This window comes from Nocardia sp. NPDC004573, assembly GCF_053602135.1.
In genome coordinates this window covers 139,026-159,220 of the sequence record NZ_JBSGDA010000001.1, presented here as the reverse complement: position 1 = coordinate 159,220, position 20,195 = coordinate 139,026, and the positions used below count along the sequence as shown (strand labels likewise).

General features: G+C 69.9%; 17 protein-coding genes. 5 read left to right on the top strand and 12 right to left on the bottom strand.

Going from position 1 to position 20,195, the window contains the following annotated elements; translation table 11 throughout:
• Window positions 1-482 precede the first annotated feature (482 nt).
• Entirely contained in the window at window positions 483-1,490 is a 1,008-nt protein-coding gene (locus ACWEKR_RS00745) for a 3-isopropylmalate dehydrogenase (protein ID WP_195086121.1), read from the bottom strand.
• Between the two features lie 275 nt (window positions 1,491-1,765).
• Window positions 1,766-3,364, bottom strand: a complete 1,599-nt coding sequence (serA, locus tag ACWEKR_RS00740) for a phosphoglycerate dehydrogenase (RefSeq protein ID WP_452352687.1) — start codon at window positions 3,362-3,364, stop codon at window positions 1,766-1,768.
• 142 nt (window positions 3,365-3,506) lie between these two features.
• On the opposite strand from serA, the gene ACWEKR_RS00735 reads away from it, so the two are divergent.
• Both ACWEKR_RS00735 and ACWEKR_RS00730 read left to right on the top strand, forming a co-directional pair.
• Window positions 3,507-4,061, top strand: a complete 555-nt coding sequence (locus tag ACWEKR_RS00735) for a TetR/AcrR family transcriptional regulator (RefSeq protein ID WP_452352686.1) — start codon at window positions 3,507-3,509, stop codon at window positions 4,059-4,061.
• 67 nt (window positions 4,062-4,128) lie between these two features.
• A complete protein-coding gene (locus tag ACWEKR_RS00730; RefSeq protein ID WP_452352685.1) occupies window positions 4,129-5,838 on the top strand; it encodes an alpha/beta fold hydrolase in 1,710 nt (569 codons plus the stop codon).
• 669 nt (window positions 5,839-6,507) lie between these two features.
• On the opposite strand, the gene ACWEKR_RS00725 is transcribed toward ACWEKR_RS00730, so the two are convergent.
• Window positions 6,508-7,449 carry a LysR family transcriptional regulator gene (locus ACWEKR_RS00725; RefSeq protein WP_452352684.1) on the bottom strand — a complete coding sequence of 314 codons (942 nt, stop codon included), beginning with the start codon at window positions 7,447-7,449 and terminating at the stop codon, window positions 6,508-6,510.
• Window positions 7,450-7,526: 77 nt separating this feature from the next.
• On the opposite strand from ACWEKR_RS00725, the gene ACWEKR_RS00720 reads away from it, so the two are divergent.
• Entirely contained in the window at window positions 7,527-8,717 is a 1,191-nt protein-coding gene (locus ACWEKR_RS00720; protein WP_452352683.1) for an MFS transporter, read from the top strand.
• A gap of 52 nt (window positions 8,718-8,769) precedes the next feature.
• A complete protein-coding gene (locus ACWEKR_RS00715; RefSeq protein ID WP_452352682.1) occupies window positions 8,770-9,576 on the top strand; it encodes a nucleotidyltransferase domain-containing protein in 807 nt (268 codons plus the stop codon).
• Window positions 9,577-9,666: 90 nt separating this feature from the next.
• Here ACWEKR_RS00715 and ACWEKR_RS00710 read toward each other — a convergent pair whose 3' ends face one another.
• The 9 genes from ACWEKR_RS00710 to ACWEKR_RS00670 all read right to left on the bottom strand — a co-directional run bounded on the left by ACWEKR_RS00710 (window position 9,667) and on the right by ACWEKR_RS00670 (window position 18,904).
• Entirely contained in the window at window positions 9,667-9,870 is a 204-nt protein-coding gene (locus ACWEKR_RS00710) for a cold-shock protein (protein ID WP_014987157.1), read from the bottom strand.
• A 478-nt stretch (window positions 9,871-10,348) separates the two neighbouring features.
• Complete coding sequence (gene iolD, locus ACWEKR_RS00705; protein WP_452352681.1) at window positions 10,349-12,190, bottom strand: 3D-(3,5/4)-trihydroxycyclohexane-1,2-dione acylhydrolase (decyclizing); 1,842 nt, start codon at window positions 12,188-12,190, stop codon at window positions 10,349-10,351.
• Complete coding sequence (iolB, locus tag ACWEKR_RS00700) at window positions 12,181-13,077, bottom strand: 5-deoxy-glucuronate isomerase (protein ID WP_452352680.1); 897 nt, start codon at window positions 13,075-13,077, stop codon at window positions 12,181-12,183. The genes iolD and iolB overlap by 10 nt, the downstream gene beginning before the upstream one ends.
• A gap of 184 nt (window positions 13,078-13,261) precedes the next feature.
• On the bottom strand, window positions 13,262-14,155 hold the full coding sequence (locus ACWEKR_RS00695) for a Cgl0159 family (beta/alpha)8-fold protein (RefSeq protein WP_452352679.1): 894 nt from the start codon (window positions 14,153-14,155) through the stop codon (window positions 13,262-13,264).
• A gap of 62 nt (window positions 14,156-14,217) precedes the next feature.
• A complete protein-coding gene (iolC, locus tag ACWEKR_RS00690) occupies window positions 14,218-15,162 on the bottom strand; it encodes a 5-dehydro-2-deoxygluconokinase (RefSeq protein ID WP_452352678.1) in 945 nt (314 codons plus the stop codon).
• The gene (locus tag ACWEKR_RS00685; protein WP_452352677.1) at window positions 15,159-15,941 is read right to left on the bottom strand and encodes an ATP-binding cassette domain-containing protein; all 783 of its coding nucleotides are present in this window, start codon (window positions 15,939-15,941) and stop codon (window positions 15,159-15,161) included. The genes iolC and ACWEKR_RS00685 overlap by 4 nt, the downstream gene beginning before the upstream one ends.
• Complete coding sequence (locus ACWEKR_RS00680; protein WP_452352676.1) at window positions 15,938-16,984, bottom strand: ABC transporter permease; 1,047 nt, start codon at window positions 16,982-16,984, stop codon at window positions 15,938-15,940. Before ACWEKR_RS00680 ends, ACWEKR_RS00685 begins: the two co-directional genes overlap by 4 nt.
• Window positions 16,985-16,994: 10 nt before the next feature.
• The gene (locus ACWEKR_RS00675; protein ID WP_452352675.1) at window positions 16,995-17,990 is read right to left on the bottom strand and encodes a sugar ABC transporter substrate-binding protein; all 996 of its coding nucleotides are present in this window, start codon (window positions 17,988-17,990) and stop codon (window positions 16,995-16,997) included.
• Window positions 17,991-18,007: 17 nt separating this feature from the next.
• On the bottom strand, window positions 18,008-18,904 hold the full coding sequence (locus ACWEKR_RS00670) for a TIM barrel protein (protein ID WP_452352674.1): 897 nt from the start codon (window positions 18,902-18,904) through the stop codon (window positions 18,008-18,010).
• A 255-nt stretch (window positions 18,905-19,159) separates the two neighbouring features.
• On the opposite strand from ACWEKR_RS00670, the gene ACWEKR_RS00665 reads away from it, so the two are divergent.
• Complete coding sequence (locus ACWEKR_RS00665) at window positions 19,160-20,161, top strand: LacI family DNA-binding transcriptional regulator (protein ID WP_452352673.1); 1,002 nt, start codon at window positions 19,160-19,162, stop codon at window positions 20,159-20,161.
• Window positions 20,162-20,195 lie beyond the last annotated feature (34 nt).

Genomic DNA, 20,195 nt, shown 5'->3' with positions numbered 1-20,195 from the left:
CCGAACTCTGCCACCAGGAGCCAGGACGGTCTTGACCCCCTGGACATCACGTCCCTCCGGAACTCGACGGCGCAGCCGTAGCAGAGCCACAAACCTGGCCGAACCGAGCCTCGGCCTCGGCACCACCGATCCACCGGAACACGAGGGCACGAACACGGCCGACCGAGCCGCTCCGAAGTCCTCCAGTGACGGTCACATCCAAGTCTCGGGCCGTGTATGCCCCGTCCGGCGGCGGGTCCGGAGCAGCCCGGCCGCACGGCCCTTCCGCGCCGCCGCAGCACGGACTGGGAGCCCCGGTACAACCGATCCACCGAGACTCGACGACACAGCTGTAGGCGGACCGCAAAGGCAGCCGTCCCGAATTCGCGGTCGTGTTCGAGTCTCGACGTCGGTCTCGACGATCCACCGGGAACTCCGTCGCGACCTGATGTGCGAGACAGCGGTCGGGCGCGGGATCCGTGCAGAGGCTGAGTGCAGAAAGGTCAGAGCGTGGCGGCGATGCGGTCGCCGATTTCCACGGTCGACGCGCCGCCGGAGCGCGACTCGAGGTCCTTGGCGACCGCCGACTCGATGCGTGCGGCCGCCTCGGTGTCGCCCAGATGATTGAGCAGCAGGGAGACCGAGAGGATGGCCGCGGTGGGGTCGGCCTTGGACTGGCCCGCGATGTCCGGGGCGCTGCCGTGCACCGGCTCGAACATGCTGGGGTTCGTCCCGGACGCGTCGATGTTGCCGCTGGCGGCCAAGCCGATGCCACCGCTCACGGCGGCGGCGAGGTCGGTGATGATGTCGCCGAAGAGGTTGTCGGTGACGATCACGTCGAACCGGCCGGGGTCGTTGACCATGTGGATGGTGGCGGCGTCGATGTGCTGGTAAGCCGTGCTGACCTCGGGGAATTCGGCCGCGACCGCGTCCACCGTGCGCTGCCAGAGCGAGCCGGCGAAAGTGAGCACGTTGTTCTTGTGCACCAACGTCAAGTGCTTGCGGCGGGCCTGCGCCTTGGCGAAGGCATAGCGCACCACCCGCTCGATGCCGAAGCGGGTATTGGTGCTGACCTCGGTGGCCACCTCGTGCGGAGTGCCGACGCGGATCGCACCGCCGGTGCCGGTGTAGGGGCCCTCGGTGCCCTCGCGCACGACGACGAAGTCGATGTCGGGGTTGCCTGCCAGCGGGCTGGTCACGCCGGGGAACAGTTTGGACGGCCGCAGGTTCACGTGGTGGTCCAGCGCGAACCGGGTGCGCAGCAACAGGCCGCGTTCGAGCACGCCGCTGGGCACCGACGGGTCGCCGATCGCGCCGAGCAGGATCGCGTCGTGCTGCCGCAGCTCGGGCAGCACCGAGTCCGGCAGGATCTCGCCGGTCGCGTGGTAGCGGCGCGCACCGAGGTCGTACTCGGTCTTCTCGACGCCGGGCACGACCACGTCGAGCACCTTGAGCGCCTCGGCGATGACCTCGGGCCCGATCCCGTCGCCCGGGATGACAGCAAGTTTCATGAGAAATGCTCCGTTCGATTCTGCCGGTCGCGGCCGCCACAACGGCGGCCCACACGCGACCGCCGGGTGCGCACGATATTCCGGCCGGGTGACCGCAGCACCGTCACGGTACTCGGCGCGGCCGGATCGCCGAGCACCGGGCGCGCGGCGCGGCACCGCGCCACTCGCGCCGGTCCGCACGCCGGTTGCGCGCGGACGGAGAAGCCGGCGCCGCGCACGATGCTTCGCGCGCGGCGCCGATTCAGCATTCGCCGGGGCGGTGCGCCCCGAGCGGATCAGGACAGGTCGACCTGGACGACCTTGGCCGCGCCGACGGACTCGGCGATCGCGGCCTGCACCTCGGCGGGCACCTCGCGGGCCACGCGCAGCACGACCGTGGCGCCTTCCTTGTCGACGTCCTGGGTCAGCTGCGCGGCCAGGATGTCGACCTCGGCCTCGCCGAGCTTGGTGCCGATCCTGCCCAGCGCGCCCGGGCGGTCCTCGTAGTTCAGGATGGCCAGGTTCAGGCCCTCGGCGCGCATGTCGTAGTTGCGGCCGTTGATGTTGACGATCTTCTCCACCAACTGCGGCTCGGTCAGCGTGCCCGCGACGTTCAGGGTGCTGCCGTCGCCGAACACGGCGCGCAGGTCGACGACGCTGCGGTGGCTCGGGCTCTCCGAGGCCGTGGTGACCTCGGCGGTGATGCCGCGGTCCTTGGCCAGGGCGGGCGCGTTGACGAAGGTGACCTGGTCCTCCACCAGCGCGGAGAAGATGCCACGCAGTGCGGACAGCTCCAGCACGGCGACCTCCTGCGCGGCCAGCTCGCCGCGCACCTGGACCTCGACGCTGACCGGCAGCTCGTTGGACAGCGCGCCGAGCAGGGCGCCCTGCTTGCGGACGATGTCCAGCCAGGGGGCGACCTCTTCGCCGACGGCGCCACCGGTGACGTTCACCGCGCCGGGCACGAATTCACCGGCCAGGGCCAGCAGCACCGACTTGGCGACGTCGGTGCCCGCGCGGTCCTGGGCCTCGGAGGTGGACGCGCCCAGGTGCGGGGTGACGACGACCTGCGGCAGGTCGAACAGCGGGCTGTCGGTGCACGGCTCGGTCTCGAACACGTCCAGGCCCGCGGCGCGCACGTGGCCGGACTTGATCGCCTCGGCCAGAGCGGCCTCGTCGACCAGGCCACCGCGGGCGGCGTTGACGATGATCACGCCCGGCTTGGTCTTGGCGATGGCCTCCTTGCCGATGAGGCCCTTGGTCTCCGGAGTCTTCGGCAGGTGGATCGAGATCAGGTCGGCGCGCTCGAGCAACTCGTCGAGGGTCAGCAGCTCGATGCCCAGCTGCGCGGCGCGCGCGGGCGACACGTAGGGGTCGTAGGCGACGATCTTGGTCTCGAAAGCGGCCAGGCGCGCGGCGAACAGCTGGCCGATGCGGCCGAGGCCGATGACGCCGACGGTCTTGTCGAAGATCTCGACACCGTTGAACTTGCTGCGCTGCCAGGTGCGCTCACGCAGGGTGGCGTCCGCGGCGGGGATCTGGCGGGCGGCCGACAGCAGCAGGGTGACCGCGTGCTCGGCCGCGGTGTGGATGTTCGAAGTGGGCGCGTTCACGACCATGACGCCGCGCTCGGTGGCGGCGGGCACGTCGACGTTGTCCAGGCCGACGCCGGCGCGGGCGACGATCTTCAGGTTCTTCCCGGCATCCAGGACCTCGGCGTCGACCGTGGTCGCCGACCGCACCAGCAGCGCGTCGGCCTCGGGCACCGCGGCCAGCAGGGCCGGGCGATCCGGTCCGTCGACCCACCGGACCTCGACACCGTCACCGAGCGCGTCGACGGTCGACTGGGCGAGCTTGTCGGCGATCAGAACTACAGGACGGCCTGCTTGGCTCACGTGGAGTACTCCTGGGGATGGGGGCGGCAATTACCGCCGACCAGCTTAGTGCGCGCGATTTCGGGCCGGGCTACCACCTGGTAGGCGGCCGTCGTCAGTCGCGGCGCTGGCAAAAATATGAAGACCGGTCTACAGTCAGGGCATGGGCGTCAAAGGCACCGAGACTCGCGGCAAACTCGTCGACGCCGCGCGCACCCTGGTCGAGCGGCACGGCTACTACGGCGCCGGGCTCAACCAGATCCTGGCGGCCAGCGGGGCGCCGCGCGGGTCTTTGTACTTCCACTTCCCCGGCGGCAAGGACGAATTGATCGCCGCGGCGATCGCTCGAGCGGGCAAGGAGATCGCGGCGCTGATCGACGCGATCGAGCCCGGCGACGCCGCGGGGGCGGCGAGCAGGCTGCTGCGCGCGTTCGGCGATCGGCTGGAAGCGTCGGGCTGGCAACAGGGCTGCCCGGTCGCCACGGTGGCCTTGGATGTCGCTGCCGCGAACGATCCGATCCAGGCCGAATGCGCCGCCGCGTACGCCGCTTGGGAACAGGCGCTGCGATTGCGACTGCGCGCCGACGGCCGTCAGGACGCGGATGACTTGGCCGCCGCGATGCTGGCGATGGTCGAGGGCGCGCTGCTGCTGGCACGGGCGCAGCGCAGTCGCGAACCCCTGGAACGGGTCGAACGGGCTCTGCACTCCCTGCTCTGAGCGCGGATGCCGCGCCGGCGTTCGCGCATGTCGTCAAAATATGTAGACCGGTCTAAAAGGAGTAGTCATGTCCGACAGCATCGTCTTCGGAGCCGCGGGGTTCCTCGGCCGCAACGCGGTCGTCCGCTTACTCGAGCAGGGGCATTCCGTCGCCGCCGCCTTGCGGCCGGGCAGCGAGGAGCGGCTCACCAGCTGGCTGCGACGGCGGGGGGTGGACGCGAGCGGGTTGGAAATCGTCACGTGTGACGTCACCGCCCCCGATCTGGGCTTGCCCGCCGGGTTCGACGCGTCGGGTATCCGCGACGTGTACAACTGCGCGGCTCGCTTCTCGTTCGGGCTCGCGGCCGACGACGCGTACGCGGTCAACGTCACCGGCGCGCTGCGCGTGCTCGACTGGTCCGCCGCCCTTCCAGAACTGCGCCGGGTCGTGCACATCACGGGTTATCGGATCACCGTGGAGGAGTCGCAGGAACAGCACTACGAGAACGGCGCGTACGGCGCGTCGAAGTTCGAATCGGATCCGCTGCTGCGCGAGCGGGCCGCGGAACTCGGCGTCGCGCTGACCGTCGCGAACCCGAGCAGCGTGATCGGCCCCGGCCAGTACATCGGATTGGCCACCGTCGTCGAGGACCTGTGGAACGGGCGGCTACCGGCAGTCCCCGGCGGACCCGAGACCTTTGTGCCGATCGTCGACCTGGACTACTTCACCGATTTCCTGATCAGCCTGCCCACACTGCCCGACACCGCGGGCCGCTCCTACACGGTGCTCGACGAGCGCACTCCGGTGTTGCCGAAGCTGATCCGGCTGCTGGCCGGGCACCTCGGGGTCCCCGCGCCGCGGTTCTCCATTCCGGTCGGGGTCATCTCGAAGCTCCCCCGCGCGCTGACCGGCGCCGATCCGGAGACGCTGACGTTCATCGCCGACGACCGTTACGACACATCGGCGGCGCGGGACGTGGCCCGCCGCGCCGGGCTCACCATGCCGCCGACCGAGGCGACACTGCTCGCGTGGGCCGACCATCTCGTGGCCAGCCGGTTCGGCGCGGTGGCCGACGATCCGACCGCGGGTTTCGCCGACGGCGTCTGGCTGAGCGGCGAACGCCTGCGCCCGGACTACGTTCTGCTACACGGACTTCCGCTCGACGGCGAATCGTGGAACGACGTGCGCGCGGAGCTGGACGGGCCGAGCCTGGTCGTGGACCTGCCCGGCCTGGGACGCTCGGCGCCCGGCGATGCCGATGCGCTGCTGCCGGACCTGCTCGCTTCGGTCCGTACCCGCCCCGTGCTGGTCGGCCACTCACTCGGCTGCGGTCCGGTGCTGCGGTACGCGGCGCAGCATCCGGAGCGGATCTCCGGGGTGGTGCTGGTGGCTCCCGCGTTCCTCCAGCCACGGTCCGGCTTGCTGGTGCGCTCACCGCTGACCGCGGCGGCGCTGCGCCGGACGTCGGCCGGAGACCTGGCGCGTCGGCTCGGCGTGCCGGAGAGCGCCGCGATCGCGAGCGCGACGGCCAACCTGCGCAGGCCCCGCGTCGCCGCCCGCACCGTCGCCGCATTGCGCCGAGCGAGCGCCCCGGCACGGCGCGAGGAGTTGCGAACTCTGCTCACACGCCTCGAGGTGCCCGTGCGGATCGTCACCGGTTCCACCGATCCGCTCACCATCGCCACCACCCGCGACACGATTTCGATCGAGGGTGCGGGCCACTACCCGCAGCTGACCCATCCCGCGCGACTCGCGGCCGAACTCACCCGAGTCTCCGCAGTGGGGATGCGCAACTGAGCTCACCCGCACGGGCGGCCCCGCAGATCTTTCCGCGACGAAGCCGAGTGCGGACACCGCCTACCCCCGAGCGGAACGGCCCACACAGCGGCGGGCCCCCGCACCACCGGTGCGGGGGCCCGCTCGATCACGCTCGGATCGGCGTGGGACCCGGTCGAGTGCCTCGACCGTCATGTCGGTCAGCGGCCGCCGAAGGAACCCGTCCACAGGGTGTCGACAAGGCCGTGCAGAGCAGCGCCGAGCGTATCGAAAAGACCGTTCAGAGCAGCACTGCCGGTGTCGATGATAACGGGGATCATGGAAATACCTCTTCCTCGAACTTATCCAGTCGAACTGGCTGACAGGGAGGACATCGACGACCCGTCGGCGACGGTTACGGAATTCGATAATATGGAGATGCAGACCACAGTCGATCTCGATAGTGAGTCAGGCCACGGTAGATGGTCTATTTGAGCTGGGAGTCTAGTCAAACGTCCAGGTCGAAGCGCGGATTCGTGTCGATAGTTTCCTTCGCTAATAGACTCGGCTAATGGCGGAAAGGAAAAGTCGACGAGGTCGCGCGATAGGTAAGGCAAATAATTCTTCACGCTCACGCGGCGGCCCCGGAAAATCAGCAACGCCATGTCGGCGCGATATTCGGACACCGAGCCATCAGGAGGGCGGAGTCGATCAGGATGCCTCCGCGGTGACCGACCACACGTTCTCGGTCTCCCTCGTGGCGGCCACCGCGCGGGAGAACGCACGCACCCGCGAGGTCTCGCGGTGGCGAGGCCACACCAGCCCGAGCCGGGATTCGGCGATTCCCGTCACCGGGACGAAGGACACCGGTCGTCTGCGATGGGATTCCGCGGTGGGTTGACACAGCAGCATCGCGCCGCGACCGGCCGTCACAGCCGCGAGACCCTCCTCGAGCGTGCCTACCTCCGGGCCCGGGCGCACCGTCCTCCCCTCCGGCGTCACATCCAGCTTCTGCGCCCGCCGCCAGTACTCCGGCGCCGGAGCGCGCACTCCGATCAAGGGAAACTCGGCGACTCCCTCCACCGACAGCGCGGCGCGTCCGGCTACCGGATGCGAGCTCGCCACCGCCAGCGTCTGCCGCTGCCCCGCGAACACCGCTCCGAGCACCAGATCATGCTCGCCCATCGGCAGCAGCACGACCGCGGCGTCGACCTCAGCACGCCGCACCGGCCCGAACGGATCGGCGAGCGGGATCTCGACCAGCTCGGCCGAGCAGTCCGGATGCCACCGATGAAACAACTCGACCGCGGCCATCAGGTGATCGTTGCCCGCCCCCTGGAACCCGATACGCACGATGCTGTCCATGCCTCTGGCCGCGGCGCGGGCGCCGTCGACCGTCGCGCGCAGCGCGGCATAGGCGGGTCGCAGTTCGGCGAGGAAATCCGCGCCGAGCGAGGTCAGCCGGACGCTGCGGCTGGTCCGTTCCACCAGCCGCCCGCCGATGCGCCGCTCCAGCGCGCGCAGCAGCTGACTCACCCGGCTCTGCGATACGTACAACCGCTCGCCGGCCCGGCCGAAATGCAGTTCCTCGGCGAGCGCGAGAAACGCCTCCAACTCACGGACCTCCAGCCCACCCATCAGCTTCCCTTCCACGGTCGATGAGTCCAGCTCATAGAACTATGAGACCTTCGCCGTTGTTTCCCATCGTCGCGAGCGTTTGCCTGGTGGACATGACACAGGTTGAGGAAGTCGTTGCGGGACGGAAGAATTCGGCGCTTCGCGGCGCGCTCGGCGTCGCCGCGGTGACAGCGGGCACGTTCACGGTGGTGACCTCGGAGATGCTGCCGGTGGGCCTGCTCACTCCGATCGGCGCGGCGCTGCGGGTGACCGAAGGCCGCGCCGGTCTCGCGTTGACGGTGACGGGATCGGTCGCCGCGTTGTCGGCGCCCGTGGTCACCGCGATGCTGCGTCGCGTCGAGCGCAGGCTGGTGCTGTGCGGGTTGATGGCGGTGCTGGCGCTGGGCAACCTCGGGACGGCCTGCGCGCCCGGCTTCGGTGTGCTGATCGGAGCGCGGGTACTGGTCGGCGTCGGCATGGGCGGGGTGTGGGCGATCGCGGCCGGCCTGGCGGCGCGGTTGGTGCCCGCGCGCTCGGTACCCGCCGCGACGTCGCTGATCTTCTCCGGTGTCGCGGTCGCCTCGGTGCTCGGCATCCCGGCGGGCACCTTCCTCGGTGCGCTCGCCGGATGGCGGCTGGCGTTCGTGGCCGCGGCCTGCCTCGCGCTGACGGTGCTCGTGGCCATGGCGGCCTTGCTGCCGCGGCTGCCCGCGACGGAAGCACTGCCGTTGCGTGACGTATTGCGGCTGACCCGGCAGCCGGGCTTGCGCGTCGCGCTGCTCGTGGTGGCGTTCCTGGTCACCGGCCATTTCGCCGCCTACACCTATGTGCGGCCGGTGCTGGAGGAGGTGAGCGGGGTCGACGCGGCGACGATCGGAACACTGCTGCTGGTCTATGGGGTCGCCGGTGTGGCGGGCAATTTCGCGGCGGGAGCGGTGGCGGCGCGGGCACCGCGCGGCACTCTGGTCGCGATCGGCTCGATCCTGGCCGCGGCCGCGATCGCCTTGCCCGCGCCGGGCGCCTCGCTCACCCAGGTCGTGGTGCTGATGATCGTGTGGGGCGTGTCCTACGGTGGCGTTTCGGTGAGCACCCAGAGCTGGGTCTTCGCCGCCTCGCCGCAGGCGAAGGAAGGCGCCTCCGCCCTGTTCGCCGGGGTCTTCAATGCCGCCATCGCGCTGGGATCACTGACCGGCGGCGTAGCCGCCGACGAGATCGGCGTCGCCGCCGCCATGTGGCTGGGCGGGACGCTCGCGGTCGTAGCCGTGCTCGTGGCCGCGCCCGGGAAGGGTGTGCGGCGCTGCTGAACGACGAAAAAGCAGCTGCGGCAGCATTACTCAGGCACCTACCATCGCGTCCATGTCTCTGCGCGCGATACCGGCTTCGATGGACCCGACGGTGGTCGGGGCCATCGATGGTGAGCTGGATCGGGTGGAGCGGGAGCACCGGGTGTCGATCCGGCTGGCGATCGAGAGCGGCAGCCGTGCCTGGGGATTTCCGTCTCCCGATTCGGACTACGACTGCCGGTTCGTCTACGTCGCGGCGCTGGAGACCTACCTGTCGCCGTGGCGCACCCGCGACGTGGTGGAGACACCGCTCACGGACCTGCTCGACGTGAACGGCTGGGATCTGGCCAAGGCGCTGCGGCTGCTGGTGCAGGGCAACGCCGTGCTCATCGAGTGGCTGATGTCGCCGATCGTGTATCGCGGCGACACGCGGTTCCGCGATCGGTTGCGCGCGGTGGCCGACGAGGTCGCCGACCGCGACAGGATCGCTCGGCACTATCTGCATCTCGGAGCCAAGCAGTGGGCGCTGTTCGAGCGCACCGGCTCACTGAAGAAGGTGTTCTACGCGCTGCGTCCGGCGATGGCGCTGCGGTGGCTGCGCGAGCATCCCGCGGCGGCGGTGGCGCCGATGCACCTGCCGACGCTGTTGGCGCAGTGCGAGCTGCCCGCCGAGCTGTCGGCGGCGGTGACCGAACTGACCGAGCTGAAGTCGCGGACTCGCGAGATGGGCAGCGGTTCGGCGCCCGCGCCGATCACCGCGTTCATCGCCGCCGAACTCACCCGGGCGGCCGAGGTGTTCCGCCGGTCCGGTCATCGCGATCTCACCCGTGCCCGCGCGATCACCGCGGAGTTCTTCCGCGACGAAGCGCTGGCGGGTTGAGCGACGCGAAGACGAGGAAGTAATACCCTCTGAACAGGGGAAAGGCCCCGCACCATCCCGGTGCGGGGCCTTTCGGAAGCTAAGTCGCGATCAGAGAACGCGGACGTCCTGGGCCTGCGGACCCTTCTGTCCCTGGCCGATCTCGAACTCCACGCGCTGCCCCTCATCGAGGGACCGGAAACCCGAGCCGCTCACAGCCGAGTAATGCACGAAGACGTCGGGCCCCCCGCCGTCCTGTGCGATGAAGCCGAAGCCCTTCTCGCTGTTGAACCACTTCACAATGCCTTGAGCCATTTCATACTTTCTGTAGACGAGCCAGGTAGGTGTTATGAGATGCCCTGGTCTCGTAGATCAACGATGCCATGATCCGACGAATTACTCACGTTCCGCACCACCAACTGTGAGCTAACGCTCACGACGGTGCTCGGCGCCGTCGTGCGCGAGTGCACTCGCGACGCTCGCTCAGGGGCGGCCTGGTCTTTCACCTCCCACGCTCGGTCGGGTCCCGATCGCGCCATATCGTCGGGCCCGCTCGTCGGATACCCGCACTTTTCGCCGGATAACACTCGCCGCCTCCCCCGGCGAGCACACCCCAGCCGGACCCGGGCTACCACGCCGGACGGCAGGGGGCTTCCGCCTCGGCACGACTCGGCGGCGATGCGCATTCGCTACCAATTGTGTTGTGCCGCAACATCTTTCAGCGTACCACGGACAGACTCCATCTCCAGCGTAGGCCGGGGGATCGCCGGGCGCACCGTTCGTTAAGTTCTGTTCAGGAGCCGAGATAGCGCACCTGACGCGGTTTGGTCTCGTCGTAGGCGGCCCGGCCGGTCAGATGCTCCGGCACACCGACCTCCCACCAGGCGCCCGCGTCGGTCCACGCCGACGGCTGGGTCCGGACGACGACCACCGCAGGACGACGCTCGGCCAGTGCCGCCGCGCGCGCCCGCTCGTATGTGTCACGGAATTCGTTCAGATCGGCGGCGGAGAAGACGGCGCAGCCCAAGGCGGCGGCATGAGCGGCGAAATCGACCCGGGGCGGATGCTCGCGCGTGCTGCGGCAATCGGCGTAGAAGTTGTTGAACGACGCGCCGCCCTGCCCCTCCTGCAGCCGCGCGATCACGGCGTAGCCATCGTTGTCGCAGACCACCGCGACGAACGGATGCCCCGCGAACGCCGCCGAGAACAGTTCCGAGTTCAGCATCAGATACGACCCGTCCCCGAGCAGGGTGGTCACCACGCCGTCGGTGCGGGCTATGGCCGCGCCCCACGCACCCGCGAGCTCGTAGCCCATGCAGGAGAAGCCGTACTCCACGTCCATGGCCGGCGCGCCGCCGATCGCCCGCCAGCCGCCGATCAGTTCGCCGGGCAAGCCACCGGAGGCTGTCATCACGTAGTCGGCCGGACCGCTCAGCTCGTTCACGACGGCCACCACTTGGGCGTAGCTCGGCGGGCCCGGGGTCGGCGCGCGCAGTCCATCGATATACGCGTCCCACGTGGCGCGGAGTGCGGCAGCCCGCGCGGTCCATTCCGAATCGACCGACCAGTCCCCCGTCAATCCGGCCAGCTCGCACATGGTGGCCTCGGCGTCGCCGATTACCGCGCGAGCGCCGTGTTTGACGGCGTCGAAACGTGCCACATTGATCGTGACCAGCCGGACCTCCGGTGCGAAGACCGTCCAGGACGCGGTGGTGAAGTCCTGTAACCGGGTCCCGATCGCGAGGACGAGATCGGCTTCGGCCGCCATCGCGTTCGCCGACGCCGAGCCGGTGATGCCGAGCGGTCCCGCGAACAGCGGATGGTCGTGCGGCACGAGGGAGCGACCCGCGGTGGTCTCCACGACCGGAAGGCCATGACGCTCGGCGAAGCGCAGCACAGTCGGCCCCGCTCCCGAGTATCGGACGCCGCCGCCGAGCACCAGCAGCGGGCGGCGCGCGGCGCGCAATACGGTGACAGCGTCGGCAAGCGCTCGCTGGTCGGGCCGGGGTCGCGTGAGACGGTGCGTCACCGGCTCGAAAAGCGTTGCGGGAAAGTCATAGGTCTCGGCTTGAACGTCCTGGGGGAGCGCCAGGACGACCGGACCGGCCGCAGCCGGATCGGTCAGCACGCCCACCGCTTGGGGCAGGGTGGCGAGCAGCTGTTCCGGCCGGGTGACGCGGTCGAAATACCGGCTCACCGCGCGGAACGCGTCGTTCACCGTGACGGTCGGGTCGCCGAAGTGCTCGACCTGCTGCAACACCGGATCCGGCGCCCGTCCGGTGAATGTGTCGCCCGGAAGCAGCAGAAGCGGAAGGCGATTCGCGTGCGCGACGCCCGCCGCCGTCACCATGTTGAGCGCGCCGGGACCGATCGACGAGGTCGCGACACCGACCTGACGCCGGTGGGTGGCCTTCGCATAGCCGACGGCAGCGAGCGCCATGCCCTCTTCGGTGTGCCCGCGCCAGACCGGCAGTTCGGCACGCCGCTCGTGCAACGCGGTACCGAGGCCGAGCACATTGCCGTGACCGAAGATCGCGAAGACGGCGGGGAACAGCGGCACGTCGCGGCCGTCGAGCGTCTCGGAACGCTGGGCGATCAACCAGGCCACCAGTGCCTGCGCTGTGGTCAGTCGCATCCGATCCGTCCTTCGTGGGAGGTGACCGGGCAGCGCGGGTCCAGCGGCTCGGCGTCCCAGCGCGCCCGCACCCAGCTGTGGGCCGGGTCGTCGCAGAACGCCATCGATCGCTCGGGCGCCGGGCCGGCCAGCACGTTGAGGTAGTACATGGGGTAGCCGGGCGCCGCGACGCAGGGGCCGTGATAGCCGTGCGGGATCAGGAAGACGTCACCGTCGCGCACCGCGACGTTCTCGTTCACCGTCCCGTCGGCCGTGTAGGTGCGGTGCAGGCCGAATCCTTCGGGCGACGGCGTGATGCCGTCGCGTCCGGCGATACGGAAGTAGTAGATCTCCTCGTTGACGACTTCGCAGTCGCTCACTCGGTCGTGCTTGTGCGGTGGATAGGACGACCAGTTGCCGTCCGGGGTGATCAGCTCGCAGGCGTTGAGTTTGTCCGCGTGCTCCCACACGCCGGGTACCCCGAAGTTGGTGACCTGACGGGTCGCGTGTCCCGCGCCCCGGATTTCCACCGGCACCTCCTCCGCGGGGCCGTATCGGGGGCGCAACCGTTTCCCGCAGCGGGCCATCGGTAACGCCACCTCCAGGTCATCGCCCTCGGCGGTCAATTCCACCTCGGCGTCGCGCGGGATGTAGGCGAAATCCGTTACGCGGACGAACACCGATTCCCGTCCGGTCAGCGCGTATGTCTCGCCGTCCACGCGCACCGTGCAGGCTCCGGCCAGGGGCAGGACGAACGCCTCGAACTCGCCCGTCCGCAGGACCCGCGATTGGTCCGCACCGATCCGCAGCACCCGCAGCCCGGCGTAGGTCCATCCGGCGGCGTCGGGTGTCAGCAGGATCGGATCACCGTCGTGGCACAGCGTTCCCCGGGGACGATGCAGTGTCATCACACCTCCTCTGTACGCGACCCGCTCGCTCCGGAAGACGGCCGACTCGACCGCGGCGTCCGGAGAAGGCGACCGTTGGAGCAGACGGGGATGCGGTCGGCGCGTCGCCGACCGACCAGGCCACGACCGCCCGACCGCCCCTGCCCGGTCGGTCTTCCGGCAAGTGACGCGGCGGTTGGCAGCCTCATCGGGCTTCCTTCAACAAGCGGGCGGCGGTCGCGACCGCCTTGGCGACGTCACCGTCCGGCGGGTACAGCAGGGTGCGTCCCACGACGAGACCCCGAACCACGTCGTGGCCGAGCGCCCCGCCCCACAGCGCGCGATCCACCGCCGGGTCCCCGGACGGCGCACCGCCGAGCACGAGCACCGGCAGGGTGGTCGCGTCCAGCACCGAGATATCTTGCGGTGCAGGGATTTTCAGCCAGGTATACGCCGAGGTGACGCCGAGACCGGAGGCCACCGTGATCGCCCGCGACAGCGACAGCGCGTCCTTGCTCATCACCAGCGCCCCGGAATCGTCCCGGTGATACGGCAGCGGTTCGACCATCGCCATCAACTGGTGCGCGGCCAGCGCGGAGACCGCCCGCGCGCAGGCTTGCAGCGTCGGGACGGTGCCCGCGTCGGAATCGACCAGGCGCAGCAGCATCTTGCCGCCGTCGAGCCGGAAACGCGCGAGGGAATCCGCGTCGTACCCGGTGAAGCGGTCGTCGATCTCCCACTCCGCGCCCGCCAGCCCGCCGCGGTTCATCGAGCCGATCACGACCTTGTCGTCCAGGGCGTCCAGCAGCAGCAGTTCCTCGACCACATCCGGCGAGCCGAGTACGCCGTCGACATCCGGGTCCGCCAGCGCGATGAGCAACCGTTCCAGCAGCGTGCGCCGATCCGCCATGGCCGTGCGATCCTCGCCGACGCCGAGCGCACCGCGTGCCGGGTGATCCGCGGCGACCAGGAACAAGGTCTGCTTGCCCGCCAGCAGGTGGGCGCGGCGTATCCGCTTCGCGTAGGCCCGCTCGACCGCGGCGGGGTCCGTCGCACGCAGGTGCAGCAGCTCGCGCCGGCGTTCGTCGGTCAGGTGCATGGCACCTCCTCCAGCTCCGCGCCGACTCGGCCTCCGCACAGCTCCTCGATCCCTGCGCCGGTTCACCCGCACAGCAGTTCCTCTATCTCCGCGCTGGTGGGCATCGCGTCCGCGCAGGCCAGACGAGCGGCGACCAGCGCGCCCGCCGCGTTGGCGTAGGTGGCGATGCGCCGTGGATCCCAGTCCGAGAGCAGACCGTGGATCAACGCGCCGCCGAAACCGTCGCCCGCGCCGAGTCCGCACACCACGTCCACCAGGCACGGCGGCACCGTCCAGCGTTCCTCGGCGGTGGCCGCCAGCACCCCGTCGCCGCCCTGTTTGATCACCGCGAGGCGCACCCCTCGGGCGAGCAGCCGGTCGGCCGCCGCGTCCGGGTCGGCGGTGCCCACCGCCACCTCGACCTCCGTGCGGTTGCCGACCACCACGTTCACGTGGTCGACCATCCAGCCGATCTCCGCCCGCGCGGTGTCCACGTCGGCCCAGAACATCGGCCGATAGTCCAGATCGAGCACCGTGTGCCCACGTCGTGCGCGCCGCAGCAAGATCTCGCGCTGGGTGCCGCGCCCCGGCTCGGCGCTCACTCCGGTGCCCGTGACCCACAGCAGCGGCACGGCGTCCACCACTGCCCAGGGCACTTCGTCCGGGGTGATGGTCAGGTCCGGCGCGATCGGCGCGCGGTAGAACAGCAGCGGCGGATCCGACGGCGGCGTCAGCTGGCAGAAGACGACGGGCGTCTGCAGATCCGGCGCGGTCGTCACGTACCGCGACGAGACGCCGAAATCCTCCAGCGCCGTGCGCACGAAGTCGCCGAAGCCGTCGGGGCCCACTTTGGTCACCACGGCCGAACGACGGCCGAGCCGGGCGGCGGCCACGGCGACGTTCGTGGCGGTGCCGCCCAGGGACTTCGCGAAACTGCGCACCTGCGCCAAGGCGACGCCGCTCTGTTCGGGATAGAGGTCCACTCCGACGCGGCCGATGGTCAGCGCCTCCAGCGCGCCCGCGTTCACGGCGTCACCACGCGCTGCAATTCGTGCTGCAGCGCCTCCAGTTCGGCCCCGCCCGCCATCTGGCGGGTCAGTTCGGGCAGGTCGATCTCGGACTTCTCGTAGGAGCCGAGCACGGCGCCCCGCTTCAGCAACAGGAACCGGTCGCCGACCGGGTAGGCGTGGTGCGGGTTGTGCGTGATCAGTACGACCCCGAGTCCGCGGTCGCGCGCCTGCACGACGTATTTCAGCACCACCCCGGCCTGTTTGACGCCGAGCGCCGCGGTCGGCTCGTCGAGGATCAGCACCTTCGCCCCGTAGTGCACGGCCCGTGCGATCGCGACGCATTGCCGCTGGCCGCCGGACAGCGTGCCGACCGGCTGTTCCATATCGCGGATCTCGATACCCATGTCCGCCAGAGCGGTTCGTGCGATCTCGCAGCCCTTCACGCGGTCCAGCAGACGGAAGGGGCCGTAGCCGAAGGTGGGCTCGGAGCCGAGTACGAAATTCCGCCACACGCTCATCAGCGGGACCACCGCGAGATCCTGATAGACCGTGGCGATGCCCCGATCCAACGCCGCACGCGGGGAGGCGAACCGGACCGATTCGCCTGCCACGCGCAGGTCGCCGCGGTCGTGCTGGTGCACCCCGGCGAGGATCTTGATCAGGGTCGATTTGCCCGCGCCGTTGTCGCCGAGCACGCAGGTCACCTCGCCCGCGTTCACCACCGTGGACACATCCCGGAGGGCGACGACGCCGCCATAGCTCTTGCCGAGGTCCACGGCCTCGATGAGGGAAGTCATCGGCGCACCCTTTCGGCTCGTTTCTGAAATCTGTTGTTGACCAGGACCGCCGCCAGCAGCAGCACGCCGAGGAAAAGCATGAACCAGTCGCTGTCCCAGCGGGCGAACACGATGCCTTGGCGCGCCATGCCGAAGATGAGCGCCCCGATCGCGGCGCCGACCGCCGAGCCGAAGCCGCCGGTGAGCAGGCAGCCGCCCACCACGGCGGCGATGATGTAGTGCAGTTCGAGCCCGACGCCCTGGTTGGCCTGCACGCTGGCGAACCGCAGGATGTTGCAGGAACCCACCACCCAGGCCGCGAACGCGGTGCCCATGAACAGCAGGATCTTGGTGCGGTCGGCGGGCACGCCGACCGCACGGGCGCTCTGTAGCGCACCGCCGACGGCGAAGATCCAGTTGCCGAACCGGGTGCGCACCAGGATCGTCGCGGCGATCGCGGTCAGCACGATCCACCAGACCACCGAGGCCTGCAGATGCGCCTCGCCGATGTCCAGAGTGGAGGCGAACACCCAGCCCGCCGATTGGTAGCCGTCCGCGCTCCGCACGCCCGACACCTGCACCGTGTCGGTGACCAGCCGCGTCACGCCGAGGTTCAGTCCTTGCAGCGCGAGGAAGGTGCCCAGCGTGACGATGAAGCTCGGCAGGCCGGTGCGCATCACCACCCAGCCGTTGAACGCGCCGACGGCCAGCGCGAACGCGAGCGAGGCGAGCAGCGCGAACCACACGTTCCACCCGGCATGCACCGCGAGCAAAGCGGTGACCAGCGCGGTGGACGCCGTCATCACGCCCGCCGACAGATCGAACTCACCGCCGATCATCAGCAGCGCCACGGCCACCGCCATGATGCCCAGCGTGGAGGCGTCGTCCAGCCAGGTCGCGACGCCGAGCGGGCTGAGGAACCGATCGGTGACGAGCGAGAAGAACGCGAACACCAGCAGCGCGCCCAGCGCCGCGCCGATCTCCGGCCGCACGGCCAGGCGTTGCAGCGGAGAGAGGCCCGGCCGGTCCCGCGCCGGGTCGGATGTCTTCGTGGCAACGGTCATGTCATCCACCTCAGCGCGTGCCCTGCGCGACGAGCGCCGCGACGGCGTCCACATTGCTCTTGTCGACGAAGCCGGGACCGGTCTGCACCGGCGCGCCGCCTCCGACGGTGTTCAGGTTCGTCCGGTACAGCTTCAGCAGCACGATCGGCAGGTAGCCCTGCTCGTACTGTTGCTGATCGACCGCGAACAACAGCTTTCCAGCCCGGATGGCGTCCACCACATCGGAATTCAGATCGAAGGTCGCGACGATCGCGCCGGACGCCGCTTCCCGGACCGCGTCCACGGCCCGCGCGGCGACCTGCGAGTTCAACGTCAGCACCGCGTCGATGGACCGGTCGGCTTCCAGCGCGCCTTTGATCCTCGATTGCGCGTCGGTGGGATTGTTGATGTCCACCTGCAGCGTGGTCGCGTTGCCGAACGCCTCGGTCGCGCCGCCGCAGCGCTCGTTCGCGCCGATATTGCCCGCCTCGTGGACGACGCAGAGCATCTTCGCGCGCCGCGCCTCGGCGAGCCGCTTGCCCGCGGCCTGTCCGGCCAGCGATTCGCTCTGGCCCACATGGACGAACGCGCCGAACTTCGCGCTCTCGGACTCGCCCGAATTGATGGTCACCACCGGAATGCCAGCGGCCACAGCCTTTTCCACAGACGGCCGCAGCGCCTCGGGATTGGCCATCGAGACGACGAGCCCGTCGACACCCTGCGCCACCGCGTTGTCGATCAGCTTCGACTGCTGTCCCGGATCACCGGATGCGTTGTAGGTCACCTGGATTCCGAGATCCTTGCCCGCGGCCTCCGCGCCGTTCTTGACGACGTTCCAGAACGCGTCGCCGGGACTGCCGTGGGTCACCACCGCGATGGATTCCACCGTCCCGGCGGCGATCGGCGTCTGCGAGGGTGCGGGTGCGTCGGCCCCGGGGCCACTGCACGCGACCAGTACCGCCGTCGTGGCGATCCACGGCAGCAGACGCCATCCGGCGGTCACGCCGCGCTGTCGTCTCCGAGACATCGTTGTCGTCGCTTCCTCTAGATTCCTGCCGCGGCGAGCGCGATGTCGGCCAGGTGGCGCAGGCTGCGCCCGGCGTCGTCGCAGGCTTGTCGCGCCGAATCGCCCGGACGCAGCACGGCGTCCTGCTCCAGCACGTACCAACCCCGGTAACCCGCGGCCCGCATGGTGTGCATGAGTGCCGCGATATCGACGTCGCCATCTCCCAGCGGGGCATACAGCCCCCGGCGCACAGCCGCGCCGTACTCCAGCTTTCCCCCGCGGACCTGATCGGCGAGCGCGCCGCGGACATCCTTGAGATGGACGTGCCCGATCCGCTCGGCGTGCCGCGCCGCGAGCCGCACCGGATCCGCGCCGCCGATGAGCAGATGGCCGGTGTCCAGGCAGATGTCGAGGTCGGAATCGGTGAGGAACCGCTCGACCTCGGCCTCGCTCTCCACGTGGGTGCCGACGTGCGGGTGCAGCACCGTGCGCAGCCCGTGCGCGGCGGCGACGTCGCGGATCGCGGCGGCCGTGTCGATCAAGGCGTTCCACTGGGAGCCGTCGAGCTGTGGGCGCGCGTCGTACCCGGCGAATCCGGTCGCGGCGGCGAGCACGAGGACGTCCGCGCCGGCGGCGGCCAGCAGGGCGGCGGTCTCCTCCGCGCGGGCGACGGCGTCCTGCCGGTCCCGGTGCAGCACGACGGCCAGGAATCCGCCGACGGCGGTGAGCCCGAAAGTCTTCAGCAACCGGCGCAGCTCGACCGGATCATCCGGCAGAAAGCCGGGAGGACCGAGTTCCGTCGCGGTCAGGCCGAGCGCGGCCATCTCCCCCAGGACGGTCCGCGCGTCGAGCACATGACCCCAATCGGGGACCTCGCAGACTCCCCAGGAGATCGGCGCGGCCGCGACGCGCAGTGGGTAGAGGGTTTCGGTCATCGGCACTCTCCGACCTTCGACGTCGAGGTTCACCGCTCGATTGGAGCGCTCCAACTATGTAACGCGGGTCATAGCGTGTCAAGAGTCCTCAGCGCGTCGATCGAACTGCGATTACCAGGCAATTTCCCCGCTTCGCACCGTCGCCGAAGTCGGTTCGCCGCCGCGGATTTCCGATTAGAGCGCTCTATTGCCTCGCCTACCCGGAGCTTGTATCGTCCGAGCCGAAAAGGCCTACGGAGGCGGAACGGAGGCGTCATGGCGCGACCGACCATGGAAGACGTCGCCGCCCGCGCGGGCGTCTCGCGCGCCCTCGTCTCGCTGGTCATGCGCAACTCCCCTAAGGTCAGCGAGCACCGCCGCCGCGCCGTGCTGGACGCGGCGAAAGACCTCGGCTACCAACCGCACATCTTGGCCCGCTCCCTCGCCAGCCGGACCTCCAGCCTCGTCGGCGTGATGATCTCCGATCTGCGCAACGCCTTCTTCGCCGACGTCGTCGAGGGCATGGACGCCGCCGCCCAGACCCGCGGCTTCGAACTCATCCTCAACACCGGCCGGCGCACCGCCGCCCGCGAGCGCGCCGCGCTGGAGAGCCTGCTCTCCTTCCGGCCGGGTGGCGTCATCCTGCTGTCGCCGGTCCTGCCCGCCGCCGCCATTCGCGAAGCGGCGCAGCAAGCTCCGCTGGTGCTGGTATCCCGCACCTCCACCGTCGCCGAGGTCGACACGGTCAACGACGACGGCGAGATCGGCGTGGGCCTGGCCGTCGATCACCTCGTCTCCCTGGGACATCGGCGCATCGTGCACCTCGACGGCGGCGGCGCCTTCACCTCCGCGCCGCGTCGCAAGGGCTACCGCGCCGCCATGCAGCGCCACGGCCTGGAGCCGATGGTCGTGCCGAGCGAGCACACCGACGCCGCGGGACTGGCCGCGGTCCGCAAGCTGCGGAACCTCTTCTCCCGCGACAACTTCCCTACGGCACTCGTCTGTGGCAACGATTTCAACGCCGTCGGGGCCATGTCCGCGCTCGAGGAGGCGGGCCTGCGGGTGCCCGAGGACGTCTCCGTGGTCGGCTACGACAACACCTCCCTGGCCGCCCTGCGCCACGTCGCGCTGACCACCATCGACCAGCCGCGCATCCAGATGGGCCGCCTCGCGATCGAGGCGCTCGCCGAACGCCTCCACGACGGCCGCACCGCCCCGGTCCGCCGCCGCGTGGAACCCTCGCTCGTAGTCCGCACCACCACGACCGCTCCACGCTGAACCACCGGGCCCACCGTACGTCGCGATGCCACTT

What these genes read in the sequence shown, in the direction of transcription:
- iolD (WP_452352681.1), bottom strand. Translation starts at nt 12,190, where the DNA reads ATGCGACTGACCACAGCGCAGGCACTGGTGGCCTGGTTGATCGCCCAG.
- ACWEKR_RS00715 (WP_452352682.1), top strand. Translation starts at nt 8,770, where the DNA reads ATGTCTCTGCGCGCGATACCGGCTTCGATGGACCCGACGGTGGTCGGG.
- ACWEKR_RS00745 (WP_195086121.1), bottom strand. Translation starts at nt 1,490, where the DNA reads ATGAAACTTGCTGTCATCCCGGGCGACGGGATCGGGCCCGAGGTCATC.
- ACWEKR_RS00685 (WP_452352677.1), bottom strand. Translation starts at nt 15,941, where the DNA reads ATGACTTCCCTCATCGAGGCCGTGGACCTCGGCAAGAGCTATGGCGGC.
- iolB (WP_452352680.1), bottom strand. Translation starts at nt 13,077, where the DNA reads ATGACACTGCATCGTCCCCGGGGAACGCTGTGCCACGACGGTGATCCG.
- ACWEKR_RS00730 (WP_452352685.1), top strand. Translation starts at nt 4,129, where the DNA reads ATGTCCGACAGCATCGTCTTCGGAGCCGCGGGGTTCCTCGGCCGCAAC.
- ACWEKR_RS00675 (WP_452352675.1), bottom strand. Translation starts at nt 17,990, where the DNA reads ATGTCTCGGAGACGACAGCGCGGCGTGACCGCCGGATGGCGTCTGCTG.
- ACWEKR_RS00695 (WP_452352679.1), bottom strand. Translation starts at nt 14,155, where the DNA reads ATGCACCTGACCGACGAACGCCGGCGCGAGCTGCTGCACCTGCGTGCG.
- ACWEKR_RS00665 (WP_452352673.1), top strand. Translation starts at nt 19,160, where the DNA reads ATGGCGCGACCGACCATGGAAGACGTCGCCGCCCGCGCGGGCGTCTCG.
- ACWEKR_RS00680 (WP_452352676.1), bottom strand. Translation starts at nt 16,984, where the DNA reads ATGACCGTTGCCACGAAGACATCCGACCCGGCGCGGGACCGGCCGGGC.
- ACWEKR_RS00670 (WP_452352674.1), bottom strand. Translation starts at nt 18,904, where the DNA reads ATGACCGAAACCCTCTACCCACTGCGCGTCGCGGCCGCGCCGATCTCC.
- ACWEKR_RS00710 (WP_014987157.1), bottom strand. Translation starts at nt 9,870, where the DNA reads ATGGCTCAAGGCATTGTGAAGTGGTTCAACAGCGAGAAGGGCTTCGGC.
- ACWEKR_RS00735 (WP_452352686.1), top strand. Translation starts at nt 3,507, where the DNA reads ATGGGCGTCAAAGGCACCGAGACTCGCGGCAAACTCGTCGACGCCGCG.
- ACWEKR_RS00720 (WP_452352683.1), top strand. Translation starts at nt 7,527, where the DNA reads ATGACACAGGTTGAGGAAGTCGTTGCGGGACGGAAGAATTCGGCGCTT.